Origin of the sequence: Sphaerotilus sp. (assembly GCF_034519685.1) — a bacterium.
GTDB lineage: Bacteria > Pseudomonadota > Gammaproteobacteria > Burkholderiales > Burkholderiaceae_C > Sphaerotilus.
In genome coordinates, this window is the sequence record NZ_JAXHOF010000007.1 from 228,621 (window position 1) to 244,190 (window position 15,570).

The 15,570-nt window shown below is 68.9% G+C and carries 12 protein-coding genes and 3 pseudogenes; 9 read left to right on the forward strand and 6 right to left on the reverse strand.

The window, feature by feature from the left end; genetic code table 11:
- Positions 1-3 precede the first annotated feature (3 nt).
- Genes U5O44_RS22940 through U5O44_RS22950 form a run of 3 tightly spaced genes read left to right on the forward strand, consistent with a single transcriptional unit; the run spans position 4 to position 4,562 of the window.
- Positions 4-1,125: a glycosyltransferase family 2 protein gene (locus U5O44_RS22940; RefSeq protein ID WP_322590751.1), complete on the forward strand. Its 1,122-nt coding sequence runs from the start codon at positions 4-6 to the stop codon at positions 1,123-1,125.
- Positions 1,119-2,186: a glycosyltransferase family 4 protein gene (locus U5O44_RS22945; RefSeq protein WP_322590752.1), complete on the forward strand. Its 1,068-nt coding sequence runs from the start codon at positions 1,119-1,121 to the stop codon at positions 2,184-2,186. Before U5O44_RS22940 ends, U5O44_RS22945 begins: the two co-directional genes overlap by 7 nt.
- 36 nt (positions 2,187-2,222) lie before the next feature.
- Positions 2,223-4,562, forward strand: coding sequence for a polysaccharide biosynthesis tyrosine autokinase (locus tag U5O44_RS22950; RefSeq protein WP_416222232.1), 2,340 nt, complete (start codon positions 2,223-2,225; stop codon positions 4,560-4,562).
- Here U5O44_RS22950 and U5O44_RS22955 read toward each other — a convergent pair.
- A complete protein-coding gene (locus U5O44_RS22955) occupies positions 4,549-5,631 on the reverse strand; it encodes a right-handed parallel beta-helix repeat-containing protein (protein ID WP_322590753.1) in 1,083 nt (360 codons plus the stop codon). The genes U5O44_RS22950 and U5O44_RS22955 overlap by 14 nt on opposite strands.
- Before the next feature lie 22 nt (positions 5,632-5,653).
- Between U5O44_RS22955 and U5O44_RS22960 the strand changes: the two are divergent.
- Positions 5,654-6,781: pseudogene (locus tag U5O44_RS22960) on the forward strand (DegT/DnrJ/EryC1/StrS family aminotransferase); the annotation flags it as partial.
- Between the two features lie 156 nt (positions 6,782-6,937).
- Here U5O44_RS22960 and U5O44_RS22965 read toward each other — a convergent pair.
- The 3 genes from U5O44_RS22965 to U5O44_RS22975 all read right to left on the reverse strand — a co-directional run bounded on the left by U5O44_RS22965 (position 6,938) and on the right by U5O44_RS22975 (position 10,890).
- Positions 6,938-8,398: a TrkH family potassium uptake protein gene (locus U5O44_RS22965; RefSeq protein ID WP_322590754.1), complete on the reverse strand. Its 1,461-nt coding sequence runs from the start codon at positions 8,396-8,398 to the stop codon at positions 6,938-6,940.
- Between the two features lie 20 nt (positions 8,399-8,418).
- Positions 8,419-9,828 carry a Trk system potassium transporter TrkA gene (gene trkA / locus U5O44_RS22970; RefSeq protein WP_322590755.1) on the reverse strand — a complete coding sequence of 470 codons (1,410 nt, stop codon included), beginning with the start codon at positions 9,826-9,828 and terminating at the stop codon, positions 8,419-8,421.
- Between the two features lie 147 nt (positions 9,829-9,975).
- The gene (locus U5O44_RS22975; RefSeq protein ID WP_322590756.1) at positions 9,976-10,890 is read right to left on the reverse strand and encodes a transglutaminase-like domain-containing protein; all 915 of its coding nucleotides are present in this window, start codon (positions 10,888-10,890) and stop codon (positions 9,976-9,978) included.
- 82 nt (positions 10,891-10,972) lie between these two features.
- On the opposite strand from U5O44_RS22975, the gene U5O44_RS22980 reads away from it, so the two are divergent.
- The 5 genes and pseudogenes from U5O44_RS22980 to U5O44_RS22995 all read left to right on the forward strand — a co-directional run bounded on the left by U5O44_RS22980 (position 10,973) and on the right by U5O44_RS22995 (position 14,652).
- Complete coding sequence (locus U5O44_RS22980; protein WP_322590757.1) at positions 10,973-11,641, forward strand: YukJ family protein; 669 nt, start codon at positions 10,973-10,975, stop codon at positions 11,639-11,641.
- 70 nt (positions 11,642-11,711) lie between these two features.
- Positions 11,712-13,115 (forward strand): AAA family ATPase, encoded by a 1,404-nt coding sequence (locus U5O44_RS22985; protein ID WP_322590758.1) that lies wholly within the window; start codon positions 11,712-11,714, stop codon positions 13,113-13,115.
- A gap of 3 nt (positions 13,116-13,118) precedes the next feature.
- Entirely contained in the window at positions 13,119-13,784 is a 666-nt protein-coding gene (locus U5O44_RS22990; protein WP_322590759.1) for a DUF4276 family protein, read from the forward strand.
- 18 nt (positions 13,785-13,802) lie between these two features.
- Positions 13,803-13,997: pseudogene (locus U5O44_RS23100) on the forward strand (DUF4062 domain-containing protein); the annotation flags it as partial.
- A 301-nt stretch (positions 13,998-14,298) separates the two neighbouring features.
- Positions 14,299-14,652 carry a hypothetical protein gene (locus U5O44_RS22995; RefSeq protein ID WP_322590760.1) on the forward strand — a complete coding sequence of 118 codons (354 nt, stop codon included), beginning with the start codon at positions 14,299-14,301 and terminating at the stop codon, positions 14,650-14,652.
- On the opposite strand, the gene U5O44_RS23105 is transcribed toward U5O44_RS22995, so the two are convergent.
- Both U5O44_RS23105 and U5O44_RS23000 read right to left on the reverse strand, forming a co-directional pair.
- Positions 14,543-14,785, reverse strand: a complete 243-nt coding sequence (locus tag U5O44_RS23105; protein WP_416222233.1) for a DUF2442 domain-containing protein — start codon at positions 14,783-14,785, stop codon at positions 14,543-14,545. The genes U5O44_RS22995 and U5O44_RS23105 overlap by 110 nt on opposite strands.
- 24 nt (positions 14,786-14,809) lie before the next feature.
- Positions 14,810-15,570: pseudogene (locus U5O44_RS23000) on the reverse strand (DEAD/DEAH box helicase); the annotation flags it as partial.

Below are 15,570 nucleotides of genomic sequence, written 5' to 3' on the forward strand. Positions count from 1 at the left end.
TCCATGCATGACCCTTCGACCCGCCCCGCTCCCCGGCTGAGCATCGTCATCGACAACTACAACTACGAGCAGTTCGTGGCCCGCGCCATCGACTCCGCACTGGAGCAGACGGTGTCCGATCTGATCGAGGTGATCGTGGTCGACGACGGCTCGACCGACCGCTCGATGGCGGTGATCGCGGCCTATGCCGACCGGGTGCGCATCATCGACAAGCCCAATGGCGGACAGGCCTCGGCCTACAACGCGGGCTTCGCCGCGGCGCGTGGCCAGCTGGTGCTGTTTCTCGATGCCGACGACTGGATCTACCCGGATGCCGCGGCCGAGATCATTGCCGCCTGGGCGCCGGGCACCTCCAAGGTGCAGTTCCTGCTGGACATGGTGGACGGTGCCGGAGATCCGCTGCACCGCCAGGTGCCACGCGAGCTGCACGACGCCGAGGCGCCGCAGCTCATGCGCGACTGCGGCGCCTACGGCTCGCCCCCGGGCTCGGGCAATGCCTACGACCGCGACTACCTGCGCCAGGTGATGCCGCTGGACGAGTCCGCGTGGCGCACGGGGGCCGACTCGGTGCCGATCCTGCTCGCGCCGGCCTATGGACAGATCCGCTCCCTGCGGCGCGCGCTGGGCGCCTACCGCATCCACCGCGCGCTCGACGACGATGCGCTGGTCTTCAACAACTACTCCGGCAGCCTGCTGTCCGAATTCCTGCGCATCACGGCCGGCAAGCGGGCGGTGGCCGAGGGGCTGGACCGGCTGGGGGTTCCGCGGGCCGAACCGCTCGGACTGGCGCCCTGGGAGGCACGCACGATGGTGATGTGTGCCCGCTTCGGCGGGCCGCAGGCGCGGGTGGCGATGCAGCCGTCGCCGGGGGCGGTGGTGCGGCATGCGCTGCGCTCGGTGTGCCGCTGGCCGTACATCCCGCTGCGGCGCAAGCTGCAGATGGTGGTGTGGATGCTCGGCGTGACGGCCTTGCCGCTGTCGCTGGCGCACCGCCTGGCGCGCATGCACCGCCGTTCGGCCGGCCAGCCCGACCCCTCCGCCCATGCCGCCGCCGCACGGCTGGCGGCGATGAAGCTGCATGGCGCTGAGCCCGTGCCCCTGTCCAGCCCCGACCGACCATGCTGATCAACGCCCGTTTCCTCACCCGTCAGGCCACTGGCGTGGACCGCTTCGCCATCGAGTTGCTGCAGGCTGGCCTGCAGGCCGGCCTGCTGCCCGGCGCACAGGCGGTGGTGCCGGCCGAGGCCACGCTGGTGACGCCGGCGCCCAAGGGGCTGACGGTCCGCCATGCCGGTCGCCATGGCGGTCACCGCTGGGAGCAGTTCGAGCTGCCGGCGCTGGCCGAACAGGCGGGGGATCTGCCGCTGGTGAACCTGTGCAACACCGCGCCGCTGCGCCACCGCCGCCAGATCGCGGTGGTCCATGACGCTGCCGCCGTGGCCAATCCGCAGAACTACAGCTTCGCCTTCCGGCAGTGGTACCGCGTGATGATCGGCTCGCTGATGCGCCGCAGCCGTGTCGTCGCCACCGTCTCGCGCTTCAGCGCCGACGAGCTGACCCGCCATTTCGGTGCCCACCACCACGGCATCGAGGTCATCCCCGAAGGCGGCGAGCACATCCTGCGCCTGCCGGCCGATCCGACCGTGTTCGAGCGGCTGGAGCTGCGCGGCCGGCGCTATGTGCTGGCGGTGGGCAGCCAGTCGCTGAACAAGAACTTCGCGGCGGTGCTCAATGCGATGAGCCTGATCGACGACCCGGACGTGGTGCTGGTCGCCGCGGGCGGCGGCAACACGCGCATCTTCACCGACAGCGCCCTGCAGCATGAGCGCCTGCAGCGCACCGGCTACGTCAGCGACCAGCAGCTGCGCGCGCTCTACGAGGGCGCGGCGTGTTTCGTGTTCCCGTCGTTCTACGAAGGCTTCGGCCTGCCGCCGCTGGAGGCGATGTGCTGCGGCTGTCCGGTGATCGTGTCGGACCGGGCCTCGCTGCCCGAGGTCTGCGCCGATGCCGCCCTGTACTGCAACCCCGACGACCCCGCCACGCTGGCCGCCCAGCTGCGCCGCGTGCTGGGTTCGCCCGCCCTGTCGGACGAACTGCGCACCCGGGGTCACCAGCGCGCCGCACAGCTCACCTGGGACCGCGCCGCGCGCGAGTTCGCCGAGCTGATGGACCTGCATTTCGCCTGAGCCCAAGCCCAAGCCCGAGCCTGAGGAACCCATCCCATGCAAGCCCCCCTCCGTGTTGCCCTGGTGCATGAATGGCTGGTCAACCACGCCGGCAGCGAGAAAGTCGTCGAGGAGATCCTGAAGATCTATCCGCAGGCGGACCTGTTCTCGGTGGTCGACTTCCTGAAACCGCACGAGCGCGGTTTCCTGCAAGGCAAGGTCGCCAAGACCACCTTCGTGCAGCGCCTGCCGGGCGCCGAAAAACGCTTCCGCCACTACCTGCCGCTGATGCCGCTGGCGATGGAGCAGCACGACCTCTCGGGCTACGACCTGGTGCTGTCGTCCAGCCACGCCGTGGCCAAGGGCGTGCTGACCGGGCCGGACCAGCTGCATGTCTGCTACATCCATTCGCCGATCCGCTACGCCTGGGACATGCAGCACCAGTACCTGAAGGAATCGGGCATGGCCAGCGGGGTCAAGGGCACGGTGGCCAAGATGCTGCTGCACTACATGCGGCTGTGGGACGCCCGCACCGCAGCCGGCGTCGACCAGTTCCTGGCCAACTCGGCCTTCATCGGGCGCCGGGTGCGCAAGGTCTACCGACGGGATGCCGAGGTGATCCACCCGCCAGTGGACGTCGAGCGCTTCGCGCTGCGCACCGACAAGGAAGACTTCTACCTGACCGCCTCGCGCATGGTTCCGTACAAGCGCATGCCGATGATCGCCGAGGCCTTCTCGCGCATGCCCGACAAGCAGCTCATCGTCATCGGCGACGGGCCGGAGATGGACAAGGTGCGCGCCGCGGCCGGGCCGAACGTGCTGGTGCTCGGCTTCCTCGGCGACGCGGCGCTGGTCGACCACATGCAGCGCGCCAAGGCCTTCGTCTTCGCCGCCGAGGAAGACTTCGGCATCACCCCGGTCGAGGCCCAGGCCTGCGGCACGCCCGTGATCGCCTTCGGGCGCGGCGGCTCGCTGGAAACGGTGCGCGGGCGCGGCCACCCGGCGCAGCGCACAGGCGTGTTCTTCCAGGAGCAGACGCCCGAGGCGGTGATCGCCGCGGTCGAGGCCTTCGAGGCGCTGCCGGTGCCGATCCGCCCGGAGACCTGCCGCGCCCACGCCGAGCAGTTCGCGCCGGCGCTGTTCCGCCAGCGTTTCCAGGCGGCGGTGGAGCGGGCCTGGGGGCGCTTCCATGCCGAGGAGGCGCCCGAGCACCTGCCGGTGCTGTCGGATGTGCACCCTGCCGCGCAGGTGCCGATGCCGGTGCCGATCCGTGCGCCGGAGTTTCAGCCGAAACCGCCACCGCAGCCGCAGCCGCGCGCACAACCGCGCCCACAACCCAAGCCGAAACCTGTGCCGATGCCGATGCCGATGCCGGTGGCGATGCTGGAGACGCCGCTTGAACCGGCGACCGTGGCGATGCCGGTTCCCGAGACCTTCCCCCAGACCGCCTTTGCGCCGACTCCCCCAGTCGCCTCCGCCATGTCCCAGGCCAGTGCTTCCTCACCCCATCCCGCCTTCGAGCTGCCCACGGCCGATGCCCGTCCTGCGCCTGTCCCGGGTCCGCCCGCGGTGCTGCGCCCGATCGGCGAGATCATCCGCGCCAAGCGGCCGCTGTCGGACAGCGACATCGCGCACATCCTGCTCGTGCAGCGCCGCATGAAGCTGCGCTTCGGCGAAGCGGCGGTGGCGCTGGACCTGGTGACACAGGCCGATGTGCTGTGGGCGCTGTCGCAGCAGTTCAACTACCCGTACTCGCTCGATGGCCGCGGCCTGAGCGGCGCAGACCTGGTGGTGGCGGTCGAGCCGTATGGCGCGCAGGCCGAGGCCTTCCGTGACCTGCGCAGCAAGATCATGGCCAACGACGAAGCCCTGGGGCGCCAGCCGCTGGCGGTGGTCAGCCCCGACCGCGGCGACGGCCGCACCTATGTGGCGGCGAATCTGGCGGTGACCTTCAGCCAGCTCGGCGAGCGCACGGTGCTGGTGGACGGCAACCTGCGCGATCCGGGCGTGCACAAGCTCTTTGGCCTGAAGGAGCGCGCCAGCCTGAGCGACCTGCTCAACGGCCGCCGCCCCGCCAAGCCCTTCGACCGCTCGGCCGACCTGCCGGGCCTGTTCATCATGCAGGTGGGCGCGCCGCCGCCGAACCCGCTGGAGCTGCTGCAGCAGCCGATGTTCGGCATCCTGCTGCGCGAGCTGCAGCGCGAGTTCGACCGCGTCATCGTGGACACCCCGCCCGCCCGCCACACGGCGGACGCCCGCGTGATCGCCGCGATGTGCCGGCAATCGGTGCTGGTCGGCCGCCATGGCAAGACCGAGGCGCGCGTGATGAACCTGCTGGTGGACCGCCTGCGCCGCACCCAGGCGACGATCGCCGGCGTCGTGCTCAATGACCACTGAAGCGGCGGCAGTCGAGCTGCGCGCCGGGGGTTGTCTGCACCAGGCGACCGGCGCGGTGGTTCAGCACGCCGTAGCGGCTGTGCTCCACCGTGTTGCCCTGCAGCAGGAGGTCGCCCAGACCGGCCGCGCCGTCCGGCACCGCGTGGGTGTGGAGTTCGATGGCCGCGTGGCCGGTGGGCGCTGCCGTGACGCCCGCGCGCGCGGCGGGCGTCTGGATCTCGCGCAGCCGGTTGTTCTCGATGCGCACATCGTGCACGCCGTGGGTGCGCCAGTTGCCCTCCTGCGCGATCAGCACGCCGGCGGCCCGCGCAATGCCCGTCACCGTGTTGCCGCGCAGCGTGATGTGCGCGCCGCCCACGACCGTCAAGCCGCGGCCCCAGCGGGCGCCGTGCACGGTGTTGTCGGCAACCAGGATGTCGCGCACCACCGGCTCGTTGTCGTAGGACACGATGGAGATCAGGTCGTCGCCCGTGTCGTGCACCTGGTTGCCGAGCACGCGGCCGTGGCGGCTGCCGCCGGTGAGGTGGATGCCGTCGGCCAGGGTGTCGCGCACGGTGTTGCCGGCGATGGTGAAGTCGGTCGCGCCGTAGACCAGCATGCCCACCGAGCCCGCACCCGCGACGGTCACGCCGCGCACGACGTTGCCGCGCTGTGGGGTGGCGCCTTCGCGGTAGACGCTGATGCGCGCCTGCGCCGGCTCGCTGCGGCGCTGGTCGGGTGCCGCGGTGAGCGTCAGGCCGTAGAGGCGCACACCGTCGGCGCGCAGGCCGAGCGTGTGGTCGCGCGGGTCGGTGGCCTGCAGCGTGGCGCCCGGCCCCCACAGCGTCACGCCCGGCATGCTGACCAGCACGCTGCGCGCTTGCTGGTAGCGCCCTGGCGGAAACACCAGCCAGCCGCCTGGCTTGAGCGCCTTCAGCGCGCGGTCGATGGCCGCGTCGTCGGCGAGGTCGTCGTCGGCCACCGCCCCGAAGTCCGTCACCCGCAGTGCCCCCGCCGGCACCGCGGGCAGTGGAGCGAGCACAGCGCAGGCCTGCGCGCTGCCCACGCCCACGCCCATCCCCAAGGCCACCACCCATCCCCTGGAGACCCGCATGAGCGCTGAGCACCCCGACCGCACCGATCCACCCATCTACGTCACCCAGCCCTTTCTGCCGCCACTGGCGGAGTTCATGCCCTACCTGGAACAGATCTGGGACCGCAAGCACATCACCAACGGCGGTCCCTTCCACCAGCAGCTCGAAGCCGAACTGGCCGCCTACCTGGGCGTGCAGCACCTGGCGCTGTTCACCAACGGCACGCTCGGCCTGCTCACCGCGCTGCAGGCCCTGCGTGTCACCGGCGAAGTCATCACCACGCCGTATTCCTTCGCCGCCACCGCGCATTCGGTGCTGTGGAACGGCCTGAAGCCTGTCTTCGCCGATATCGACCCGCACACCTGCAATCTGGACCCCGACAGCATCGAGGCGGCCATCACCCCGCAGACCACGGCCATCATGCCGGTGCACTGCTACGGCCGGCCGTGTGATGTCGAGCGCATCCAGAGGATCGCCGACACCTATGGCCTGAAGGTGATCTACGACGCCGCGCATGCCTTCGGGGTGCAGTACAAGGGCCGCAGCCTGCTGAACTGGGGCGACCTGTCGGTGCTGAGCTTCCACGCCACCAAGGTGTATTCCACCATCGAAGGCGGCGCCATCATCTGTCCGGACGCCAAGACCAAGCAGCGCATCGACTACCTGAAGAACTTCGGCATCGCCGACGAGGTCACGGTGATGGCCGCCGGCATCAACGGCAAGATGAACGAGGTGCAGGCCGCCTTCGGGCTGATGCAGCTGCGCCATGTGGACGACTGCATCGCCCGCCGCGGCGAGATCGCCCGGCTCTACGCGCAGCAGCTCGCCGGCCTGCCCGGCATCCGCGTGCCGGACGAGGCCTTGCACACGGTGCCGAACCACTCGTATTTCCCCATCTTCATCGGCCCGGACCACCCGCTCAGCCGCGACGCCGTCTACGACCGCCTGCGCCAGCACGGCATCCATGCGCGCCGCTATTTCTATCCGCTGCTCAGCGACATGCCGATGTACCGCGGCCTGCCCTCGGCCGCCAAGGACCACCTGCCGGTCGCACACGAGATCGCTGCGCAGGTGCTGTGCCTGCCGATCTATCCGGCGCTGTCGGATGCGGACGTGCTGCGGGTGGTGGACGTGCTCCGCGGGGCGCTGGTGCACGCAGGGTGGCCGGCGCAGGCGGTGGCGCAGGATGGGGTGGCGGTGTCCGTGCTGGCTCCGGTGGGGGAGCCGGTCGTGGCGGGTGGTGCAGTCGGGCCGTGGGTCGAGCGGCGTTCGGGGGGCGAGCGGCGGGTCTGATCCCGCCGTTCACCGCCGCCAGAACTGCGGCGTGAACAGCACCAGCACCGCGAACAGCTCCAGCCGCCCCAGCAGCATCAGCGCGATCGTCACCCAGGTCTGGAAATCGGTCAGGCCCTGGAAGTTGCTGCTCGGGCCGATCATGTCGCCCAGGCCGGGGCCGAGGTTGTTGATGCTGGCCACCGCGGCAGTGAAGGCGGTGACGATGTCCAGTCCGGACAGCAGCAGCAGCATCGTGCCGACGATGGTCACCGCCCCGTAGACCAGCATGAAGGCCTGCACCGAGAACAGCACCTGCGGATCGACCGGCCGGCCGCCCAGCGAGACCGGGCGCACCGCACGCGGGTGCAGCAGCCGGGTGAACTCGCGCTGTGCCTGCAGCAGGAGCAGCAGCGAGCGGCGCAGCTTGATGCCGCCACCCGTCGAGCCGGCGCAGGTGACGAAGCCGCACAGGAACAGCAGCAGCACCGGCGCGAAGATCGGCCACTGGTTGTAGTCCTGTGTCGCGAAGCCGGTGGTGGTCGCCACCGAGATGACGTTGAAGGCGGTGTGGCGCAGCGCCAGCCAGGGATCGTCATAGACGCCGTTGGACATCAGGTAGGGCGTCAGCAGCAGCACGCAGGCCGCCATGAACCCGAGGAAGACACGCGCCTCCAGGTCGTACAGCAGTGCCAGCGGCGAGCCGCGCTGCCAGACGCGGAAGTACAGCGCGAAGTTCACCCCGGCCAGCAGCATGAAGACGATGGCCACGCTCTCGATGGCGGCCGAATCGAAGGCGGCGAAGCTGTTGTCGTAGGCGGCGAAGCCGCCGAGGGAAATCGTCGAGCACATGTGGATGAAGGCATCGACCCAGCTCATGCCGGCGGCGTGATAGGCCAGCGTGCACGCCACCGCCATCGTGAAGTACACCCCCCACAGTCCACGTGCCGTCTCGGCGATGCGCGGGGTGAGCTTGTCGTCCTTCATCGGGCCGGGGGTTTCGGTCTTGAAGACCTGGCTGCCACCCACGCCCAGCAGCGGCAGGATCGCCACCGCCAGCACGATGATGCCCATGCCGCCCAGGAACATCATGAAGCAGCGCCAGACGTTGATCGACACCGGCAGCTTATCCAGCCCGGTGAGCACCGTGGCGCCGGTCGTCGTCAGGCCGGACACCGCCTCGAAGTAGGCATCGGTCAGGCTCAGGCCGGGGATGTGCAGCAGCAGCGGGATCGCGCCGAACACCGGCAGCACCGTCCACACCAGCGTCACCAGCAGGAAGCCGTCGTGCGGCTGCAGTTCGCGGTCGAGGTGACGGCAATGCAGGAACATCCCCGCACCCATGGCGATGGTGATGGCCATCGACAGCGCGAAGCCCTCCTCGATGCCGTCGTGCAGGAAATGCGAGAAGCCCAGCGGCACCGCCATCGTCAGCCCGAACAGCATCAGCACGCCGCCGAGCACCTTGAACACCGGGTAGTAGTAGCGCATCGTGTGTCCTGTGCCCGGCTTCAGAAGAAGGTCACGCCGACCTGGAACAGCTTCTCCACCGCCCGCACCTGCCGCTTGTTGGGCAGGAAGACGATGACGTGGTCGTCGGTGTCGATCACCGTGTCGTGGTGGGCGATCAGCACTGCGTCGCCGCGCACGATCGCGCCGATCTGCACCCCCTCGGGCAGGCTGATCTGCTCGATGCGCCGACCGACCACCTTGGAGCTGCGCCGGTCGCCACGGGCGACGATTTCCATCGATTCCGCTGCGCCCTGGCGCATGCTGTGGACCGCCTCCACATCGCCCCGGCGCACGAAGGCCAGCAACTCGCCGATGACGGCCTGCTGCGGCGAGATCGCGATGTCGATCTGCGTGCCCTGGACCAGCTCGGTGTAGGCCCGCCGGTTGATGAGCACGATGGCACGGCGCACCCCGAGTCGCTTGGCCATCAGCCCGGCCAGGATGTTGTCCTCGTCGTCGCTGGTCAGCGCGATGAAGACGTCCATCTCGCCGACGTTTTCATCGGCCATCAGGTCTTCGTCGGTCGAGTCGCCTTGCAGCACCAGCACGTCGCTGCCGAGTTCGGCCGCCAGGTACTCGCAGCGGGCGCGGTCCACCTCGATCAGCTTGATCTCGTAGCGACCGCGCAGCGCACGCGCCAGGCGCAGCCCCACCTTGCCCCCGCCGGCGATCATCACGCGCCGCACCGGCTGCAGGCGCTCGCGCAGCGCCCGCAGCACGTCCGGGATGGCACTGGTGCGGGTCAGCACGAACGCTTCGTCGCCCACCTCGATGCGGGTGTCCCCGTCGGCGGTGACTGGCTGGTCCCCCCGGAAGAGCCCGACCATGCGCATGTCCAGACCAGGCACCAGTGTGGGGATCTCGTCCAGCCGATGGCCGGCCAGCCGCCCACCCGCGTGCACGCGCACCCCTGCCATCGTCACCCGCCCGCCCGCGAACTCGATGATGCGCAGCGCCTCGGGATACTCCACCAGCTTGCCCACATAGGTCGTCACCGATTGCTCGGGGCAGATCACATGGTCGACCGCGAACCCCCCGGACCGCGCCAGCAGCGGAGAGCCCTCGATGAACTCGGGCGAGCGCAGGCGGGCGATCGTGGTGGTGACGTTGAAGAGATCGTGCGCGACCTTGCACAAGGCCAGGTTGGTCTCGTCCATCGGTGCGCAGGCGATCAGCAGGTCGCAGTCCTCGGCGCCCGCCTCGCGCAGCACCGAGGGCTGGATGGCATTGCCGGCCACCCCGCGCAGGTCCAGACGCTCCTGGAGCTGGCGCAGGCGCTGCGGGTCGGTGTCGATGACGGTGATGTCGTTGCGCTCGGAGACCAGGCTTTCGGCGACGCTCGTGCCGACCCGGCCGGCGCCGATGATGAGGATGTTCATGGGGCGATTATGGAGACGCCCGGCGCTCATCTCCCCTGGGGTGCGTCAATGAGGCGTTGGTGTCGCAGGCGCCAGCCCACCCAGCCGGCCAGGATCAGCAGCAGCGCGTTGTCGGCCAGCCCGGAGACGAACTGCGCCCCCATCCGCACCTGAAAACCGCTGCGCTTCAGGGCCGGCTCAGGCGCTGATCAGCGGGGCGCCGGCTGCGGGCAGCGGCATGGGCGGTGTGCCCGCGTCGGTGGACAGCGCCTCGCGGCAGCGCACCGGCCGCAGCAGGCCCTGTGCGGGATCCTCGATCGCCCGCGTCATGATGAACGGCGCCTGCGAGCGCACGCCGCCGAAGATGGTCGCGAACGCCACGTCCGCTGCATCCCGCCCGGTGCCGAAGCGCACGAAGGCCATCGGGATCGCCGTGCCGGACGGGTCGAAGATGTACCAGCGGTCGCCCAGCCAGACCTCGACATAGGCGTGGAAATCCGGCGGACCGAGCGCGGGGTCGGCGCCGAAGTCGGTGCCGGTGGCGAAGCGCGCCGGGATGTTCAGCGCGCGGCACAGCGCGATCATCAGGTGCGCGAAGTCGCGGCAGACGCCGACGCGCTCGACCAGCGTGTCCAGCGCCGAGGTGGTCGAGGTGGACACGTTCGACGTGAAGCTCACCCGGCTGCGCACCCAGTCCACGATGGCCTGCACGCGCCCGTGTCCTTGCCACAGCGCACCAAATTCGTGCGCGGCCAGGCGCAGCAGGCGGTCGGACTGGCAGTAGCGGCTCGGGTAGATGTAGCCGATCACCTCGGGCGGCAGGCGGTAGACCGGCACCTCGGCGAGGTGGGCCGGCTCGGCGAAGTGGTGGGTGATGTCGATGGTGGCGGCGTAGGACAGCTTGAGCGGGCCGGGCAGGGCGCGCACGCGCATGTAGCGGGTACCGGTGGCCGCATCGGTGTGGATGTGCGGCACGACCGACTGGCTCAGCACCAGGCTCTCGGCGGAGACCTTCTGGCAAGCGGTCTGGGCGGCGTGGATGTTGAACACGAAGTCGGCGCCTTGGGCATCGATGTCGTAGTTCAGTTCGACTTGCAGTTCGATGCGGATCATGGGGCTACCTGAAGGATCTGAAGGGAAAGAAAGCGCATTGGATGCAGTATGCGTGCCTGGGTTTTCAACGGGATTTTTTCATATGCCGCTGTCCACTTATGGCGTGCTCAAGGGCACCGTGCTCGGTCACCTGCGCAACGCGGACGATGACCATTACCAGATGCTGGTCGATGCCGGCGGCGTGATGAACCGCATCGCGGTCAACGTCAAGTCATCGGCGCCGAACGCGCCCTCCACCGTGCTGTTCCAGACCGTGAGCGCGCTGCCGGCGGCGTTCACGGCGGGGCTGCTGGCGCTGCCGGCGGGTTACCGCAAGCTGCCGCGCGTGGCGGGCGGGCTGGCGATCGACTATGTGCGCGGCGGCGTGGTCAAGCCCAAGTCGATGAAGCCGGTGCCGCCGGACGCGCCCGGGGTGGACAACGACCTGAAGGACAAGGTCGAGGCCGCCACGCTCAAGGCCATCGCCACCCCCGGCGCGCAGGTCTTCGCCTTCGGCGCCAAGTGGGGGCCGGAGAAGACCCGGGCCGACCAGTACTTCCAGTTCAAGCCCGGCAACGGCATCCACGACATCCACATGAACCAGGGCAACAGCGCGCCCTACACCGGCGACAACGGCACCTGGCAGGACGGCGCGCTGGTGTTCGGCTACCCCGGCAAGGCGGGCGCGGCGTGGACGTGGCGGGCGTTCTTCTTTGCGTTTCAGTCGCAGAGCTTCAGGACGGATGACAAGGGGCACCCGGTCGGGAAGTGACAACCGGATCTCCCGGCACAATCACCGGCCGCGATGTGTGTATCGCGCTGATGTCCCGAAGGAGCCTCCCATGCTGACCCGCCTTGAGATCGATGGCTTCAAGTCCTTCGAGGGACTGGCGATCGACCTCGCGCCGTTCACCGCCATCCTCGGCAACAACGCGGCGGGCAAGAGCAACCTGTTCGATGCGATCCAGTTGCTGGCAGCACTCGCCACCCATGATGTGGCCGAGGCGGTGAAGGCATTGCGCGGGGAGCCGCTGGAGTTGTTCCGGCTCACGCCCGGCGGGCGCGTGAAACGCATGACGCTGGCGGTGGAGGTGTTGCTTGATCCGATCGGACGTGACCCGTGGGGCAGCGAGGTCAAGCTGACCCACACCCGAATGCGCTACGAGGTCACGCTGGAGCGCCGCGAGACACGGCCAGGCATCGAGCGGATCCAGGTGGCCCATGAGGCGGTGAATCCCATCTTCGCGAAGGATGACAAATGGGCCAAGGCCCTGGCGCCATCGGCTGCCTTTCGCAAGCAGTACCTCCAGTACAAGCGCCAGAAACCCTGGCTGACCACCGACGACAAGGCGGACGGCCAAGGGCGCGAGTTCAACATCCACCAGGATGGGACACAAGGTCGCCTCCGCCCGGCCAGTGCGGCGGAGGCAACCGTGCTCTACAGCATCACGAACGCGGAATTTCCGCACCTGTTCGCGTTGCGCGAGGAGATGCGCCAGTGGCGTCTGCTTCAGTTGGATCCCGCACTGCTGCGCCGTCCGGCGCCTGTGACCGCAGCGGACACCCTGACGGCCGACGGGGCGAATCTGGCCGCCGTGCTGGCACGGATGAAAGCGGAAACGGCAACGGATCTGCGCCCGCACGGTGTGCTCAGCGACATCGCGGCTGAACTGAACCACCTGATCCCAGGCGTCACGCGGCTGGATGTGTTCTTGCATGACGCGAGCCGCGAGTACCGCATCGAACTCACCATGCGCGATGGACTGCCGTTCACGTCGCGGGTGATCTCCGACGGCACGCTGCGGGTGCTGGCGCTGTTGACGTTGTTGCACGATCCGAAGCACCGCGGGCTGGTGTGTTTCGAGGAGCCGGAAAACGGCGTGCATCCCGGTCGGGTCAAGACGCTGGTGCAGCGCCTGCAGGACATGGTGAGTCGCCCGCGAGACGGCATGGACGCAGGCGTGGTGCCGCCCTTGAGCCAGTTGCTGCTCAACAGCCACTCGCCAGTCGTGCTGGCTGCCTTGCTCGACAGTGCGGGACATCCGGTGGATGAGGGCGGCGCCATCCTGTTTGCCGACACCTCGTCGGTGACGGACCCCGCGCAGGGGCAGACGCGCCGCCGCACCCGGCTGCGTCCCATCCGGCAGCAGGACGGCTTGTTCGCCTCGGCGGCGATGGAGCGGGGGGCCGAGGTGTCGGATCTGGAGGTCCGGCAAGTGCTGGACGCCGTGCGCGCCGAGGGCTGAACCATGCGCTACCTGGGATTGGCGCTCTACGCCGAAGGTCGCACGGACTACTACTTTCTGCAGCCCCTGCTGGAGCGGCTGTGCATGGACCTCTGCCTGCGCGAGGCCAGCGGGCCGGTCGAGGTCACGGCGGTGCTGGGACTGGACCATCCGCCCGCCATTGAACAGGCGCCGCGTGACGTGCGTATCCGCGAGGCCGCCCGCAGCGCACTCGGGCAGTGGTCGTTGCTGTTCGTCCATGCGGATGGCGCAGGTGATCCGGTGCGCGCCCGGGCGCAGCAGATCGACCCTGCGCTGGGCGCCCTGCACACGGCCTTCGGCACGGCGGGCTGTGGTGTGGCCGTGGTGCCGGTTCGGGAGACCGAGGCCTGGACACTGGTCGATGGGGACGCGCTGCGGCAGGTGTTTGGCACCACGCTGGACGACGACGCCCTGGGCCTGCCGCAACCCGCCCACTGTGCCGAGACGGTCACCGATCCGAAGAAGTGCCTGGACCTGGCCTTCGCGGCCACATCGCCCACCGGGGCACGCCGTCGCCGGGGTGTTTCGGACTATCTCGGGGCGCTGGGCGAGGAGATTCGCCTGGACCGGTTGCGGCTGCTGGACTCGTTCTTGGCGCTGGAGGACGAACTTCGGCGGGCCTTGCGAGGACTGAACCTCCTGCGTTGACGGGCTTGCGGGCGGTGGTTGGCATACTGGTGGCTCACACCACAACGCGCCAACCGGGGGAGCACCGCATGGCCGGCCGCAGCAACAGCAACGATAGCCAAGTGCCTCGCGGACGTGGCGGCGTGTGATGTGTACGTGCTGCTGGTCGCGCATCGGTATGGCTGCGTGCCGGCGGACGGCAACCCGCTGCGGCAGTCGATCACCGAACTGGAGTACGAGCAGGCGCTGCATCACGACAAGCCGTGTTTCGTGTTCTGCGTGCAGGACCAGCACCCTTGGTCGCCAGAGTGGATGGACTTCGACGAGCCGGCACGCGGGCGGCTGAAGGCGCTGCGGGCGCGTGTCACGACGGCGCACGGCGCCGGCTTCTTCACCACGCCGGAAGACCTCACCTCGCAGGTGCAATCCGTGCTGCTGGCCTGGCGACGCCCCGCCGCATCCCGTTCGAGCTACCGCCCGCGGCCAACGCCTACTTCGGCCGCTCCGCCCAGCGCGGCTGCACGGCGAGGCGTTCATGCAGCGCGCCCAGCCCCGACAGCGCGCCACCGAAGCCTGCCGAGGGCGGCGCGTGCTGGTCGTCATCGAAGGCGCGGAAGAGGCGGACGGCCAGGCATCGCGGGCCGATCTGCCGGCGCGGCTGTCCGTGCTGTCACCGGAAGGCCGCACGCTGGTCCTCACCCGCTCCAGCGCGCAGGTGCTGCCCGCGCAGACCGTGTCGCTGGTGCAGGCCGGGATGGGCGACGGCGCCCGCGAGGCGCTCAAGCGGCTGGTGCAGCAGGGGCTGATGCGGCGGGAGGCGTCGCTGTCGGCGCGATGTCCTGCTCATGGGGCCAGGTCACGGCGCCGCAGGGGATGCCGACGCGCCTGAAATAGCGCTCGTCCTTGAGTTCACGGAACACGCCGCGGTCTAGAGACGGCTTCATGTCGAAGATGCCGCGCCGGCCATCCTCGATTTCCACATACAGGCGGTACTCCGGCAGCGGTTTGACATCCCAAGGCATGGCACACCTCACTGCGAGTCGAACTCAAAGCTGCGCCAGCTTGCGCAACGCATCCGACAAGCGTTCAGCGCCATCGACGGGGTTGTTCTCGAACACCATCATGTAGCGCCAGTCCCGGCCCGCCTTTGCTTCCCATAGCTTGCCGAGCTTCAGCTTCATCTCGGAGTCGGTGTTGTCGCGGTCATCCCCCTTGGTTTCCAGCACGATGATCCTGCCGGCCTTGGTCTTCACGATGAAGTCGGGGTAGTGGTTCAGGAAGCCATTGATGCGGAAGCCCTTGCCCCGCGACAGGTTGCGGTGCCACCACTGCACGCTGTCCAGATTGGCGATGTCGTTGATCAGACGACGCTCGAAATCACCCATCGCCGCTTCAGTGACATACAGGCTCTTCGGCACGGCAGACGCATTCGCACTCGGCGTGATGGAGGTCGGCAGGGCAAAGCTGGGCTGAACGGCGATGCGGTCCACGTCCAGCATGTCGGTGAACGCCTTGACCGCATGGGCATTCGACAGGGCGGTGATCTTCTGGCGGATCTTGCGGACATAGGCGACATCGCGTTCGATGCAGTCCCGGATCTGCTCGGAGTTCATGCCCTCGACCACGCGGCGGATATACGCTTTCACCTCCGGGTCGCTGATCGGGTAGAGATTGCCAATCAGCTCGGCGAGGCGCGACACCAGATTCATCACCTGGCTGTCTCGGGGCAGGCCCAGCAGGTACGTCGAGAACTGCGCCCGTTCGTGGGCCTTCACCTTGAACGGCTTTGGTGCGTAGTCATCGGTGC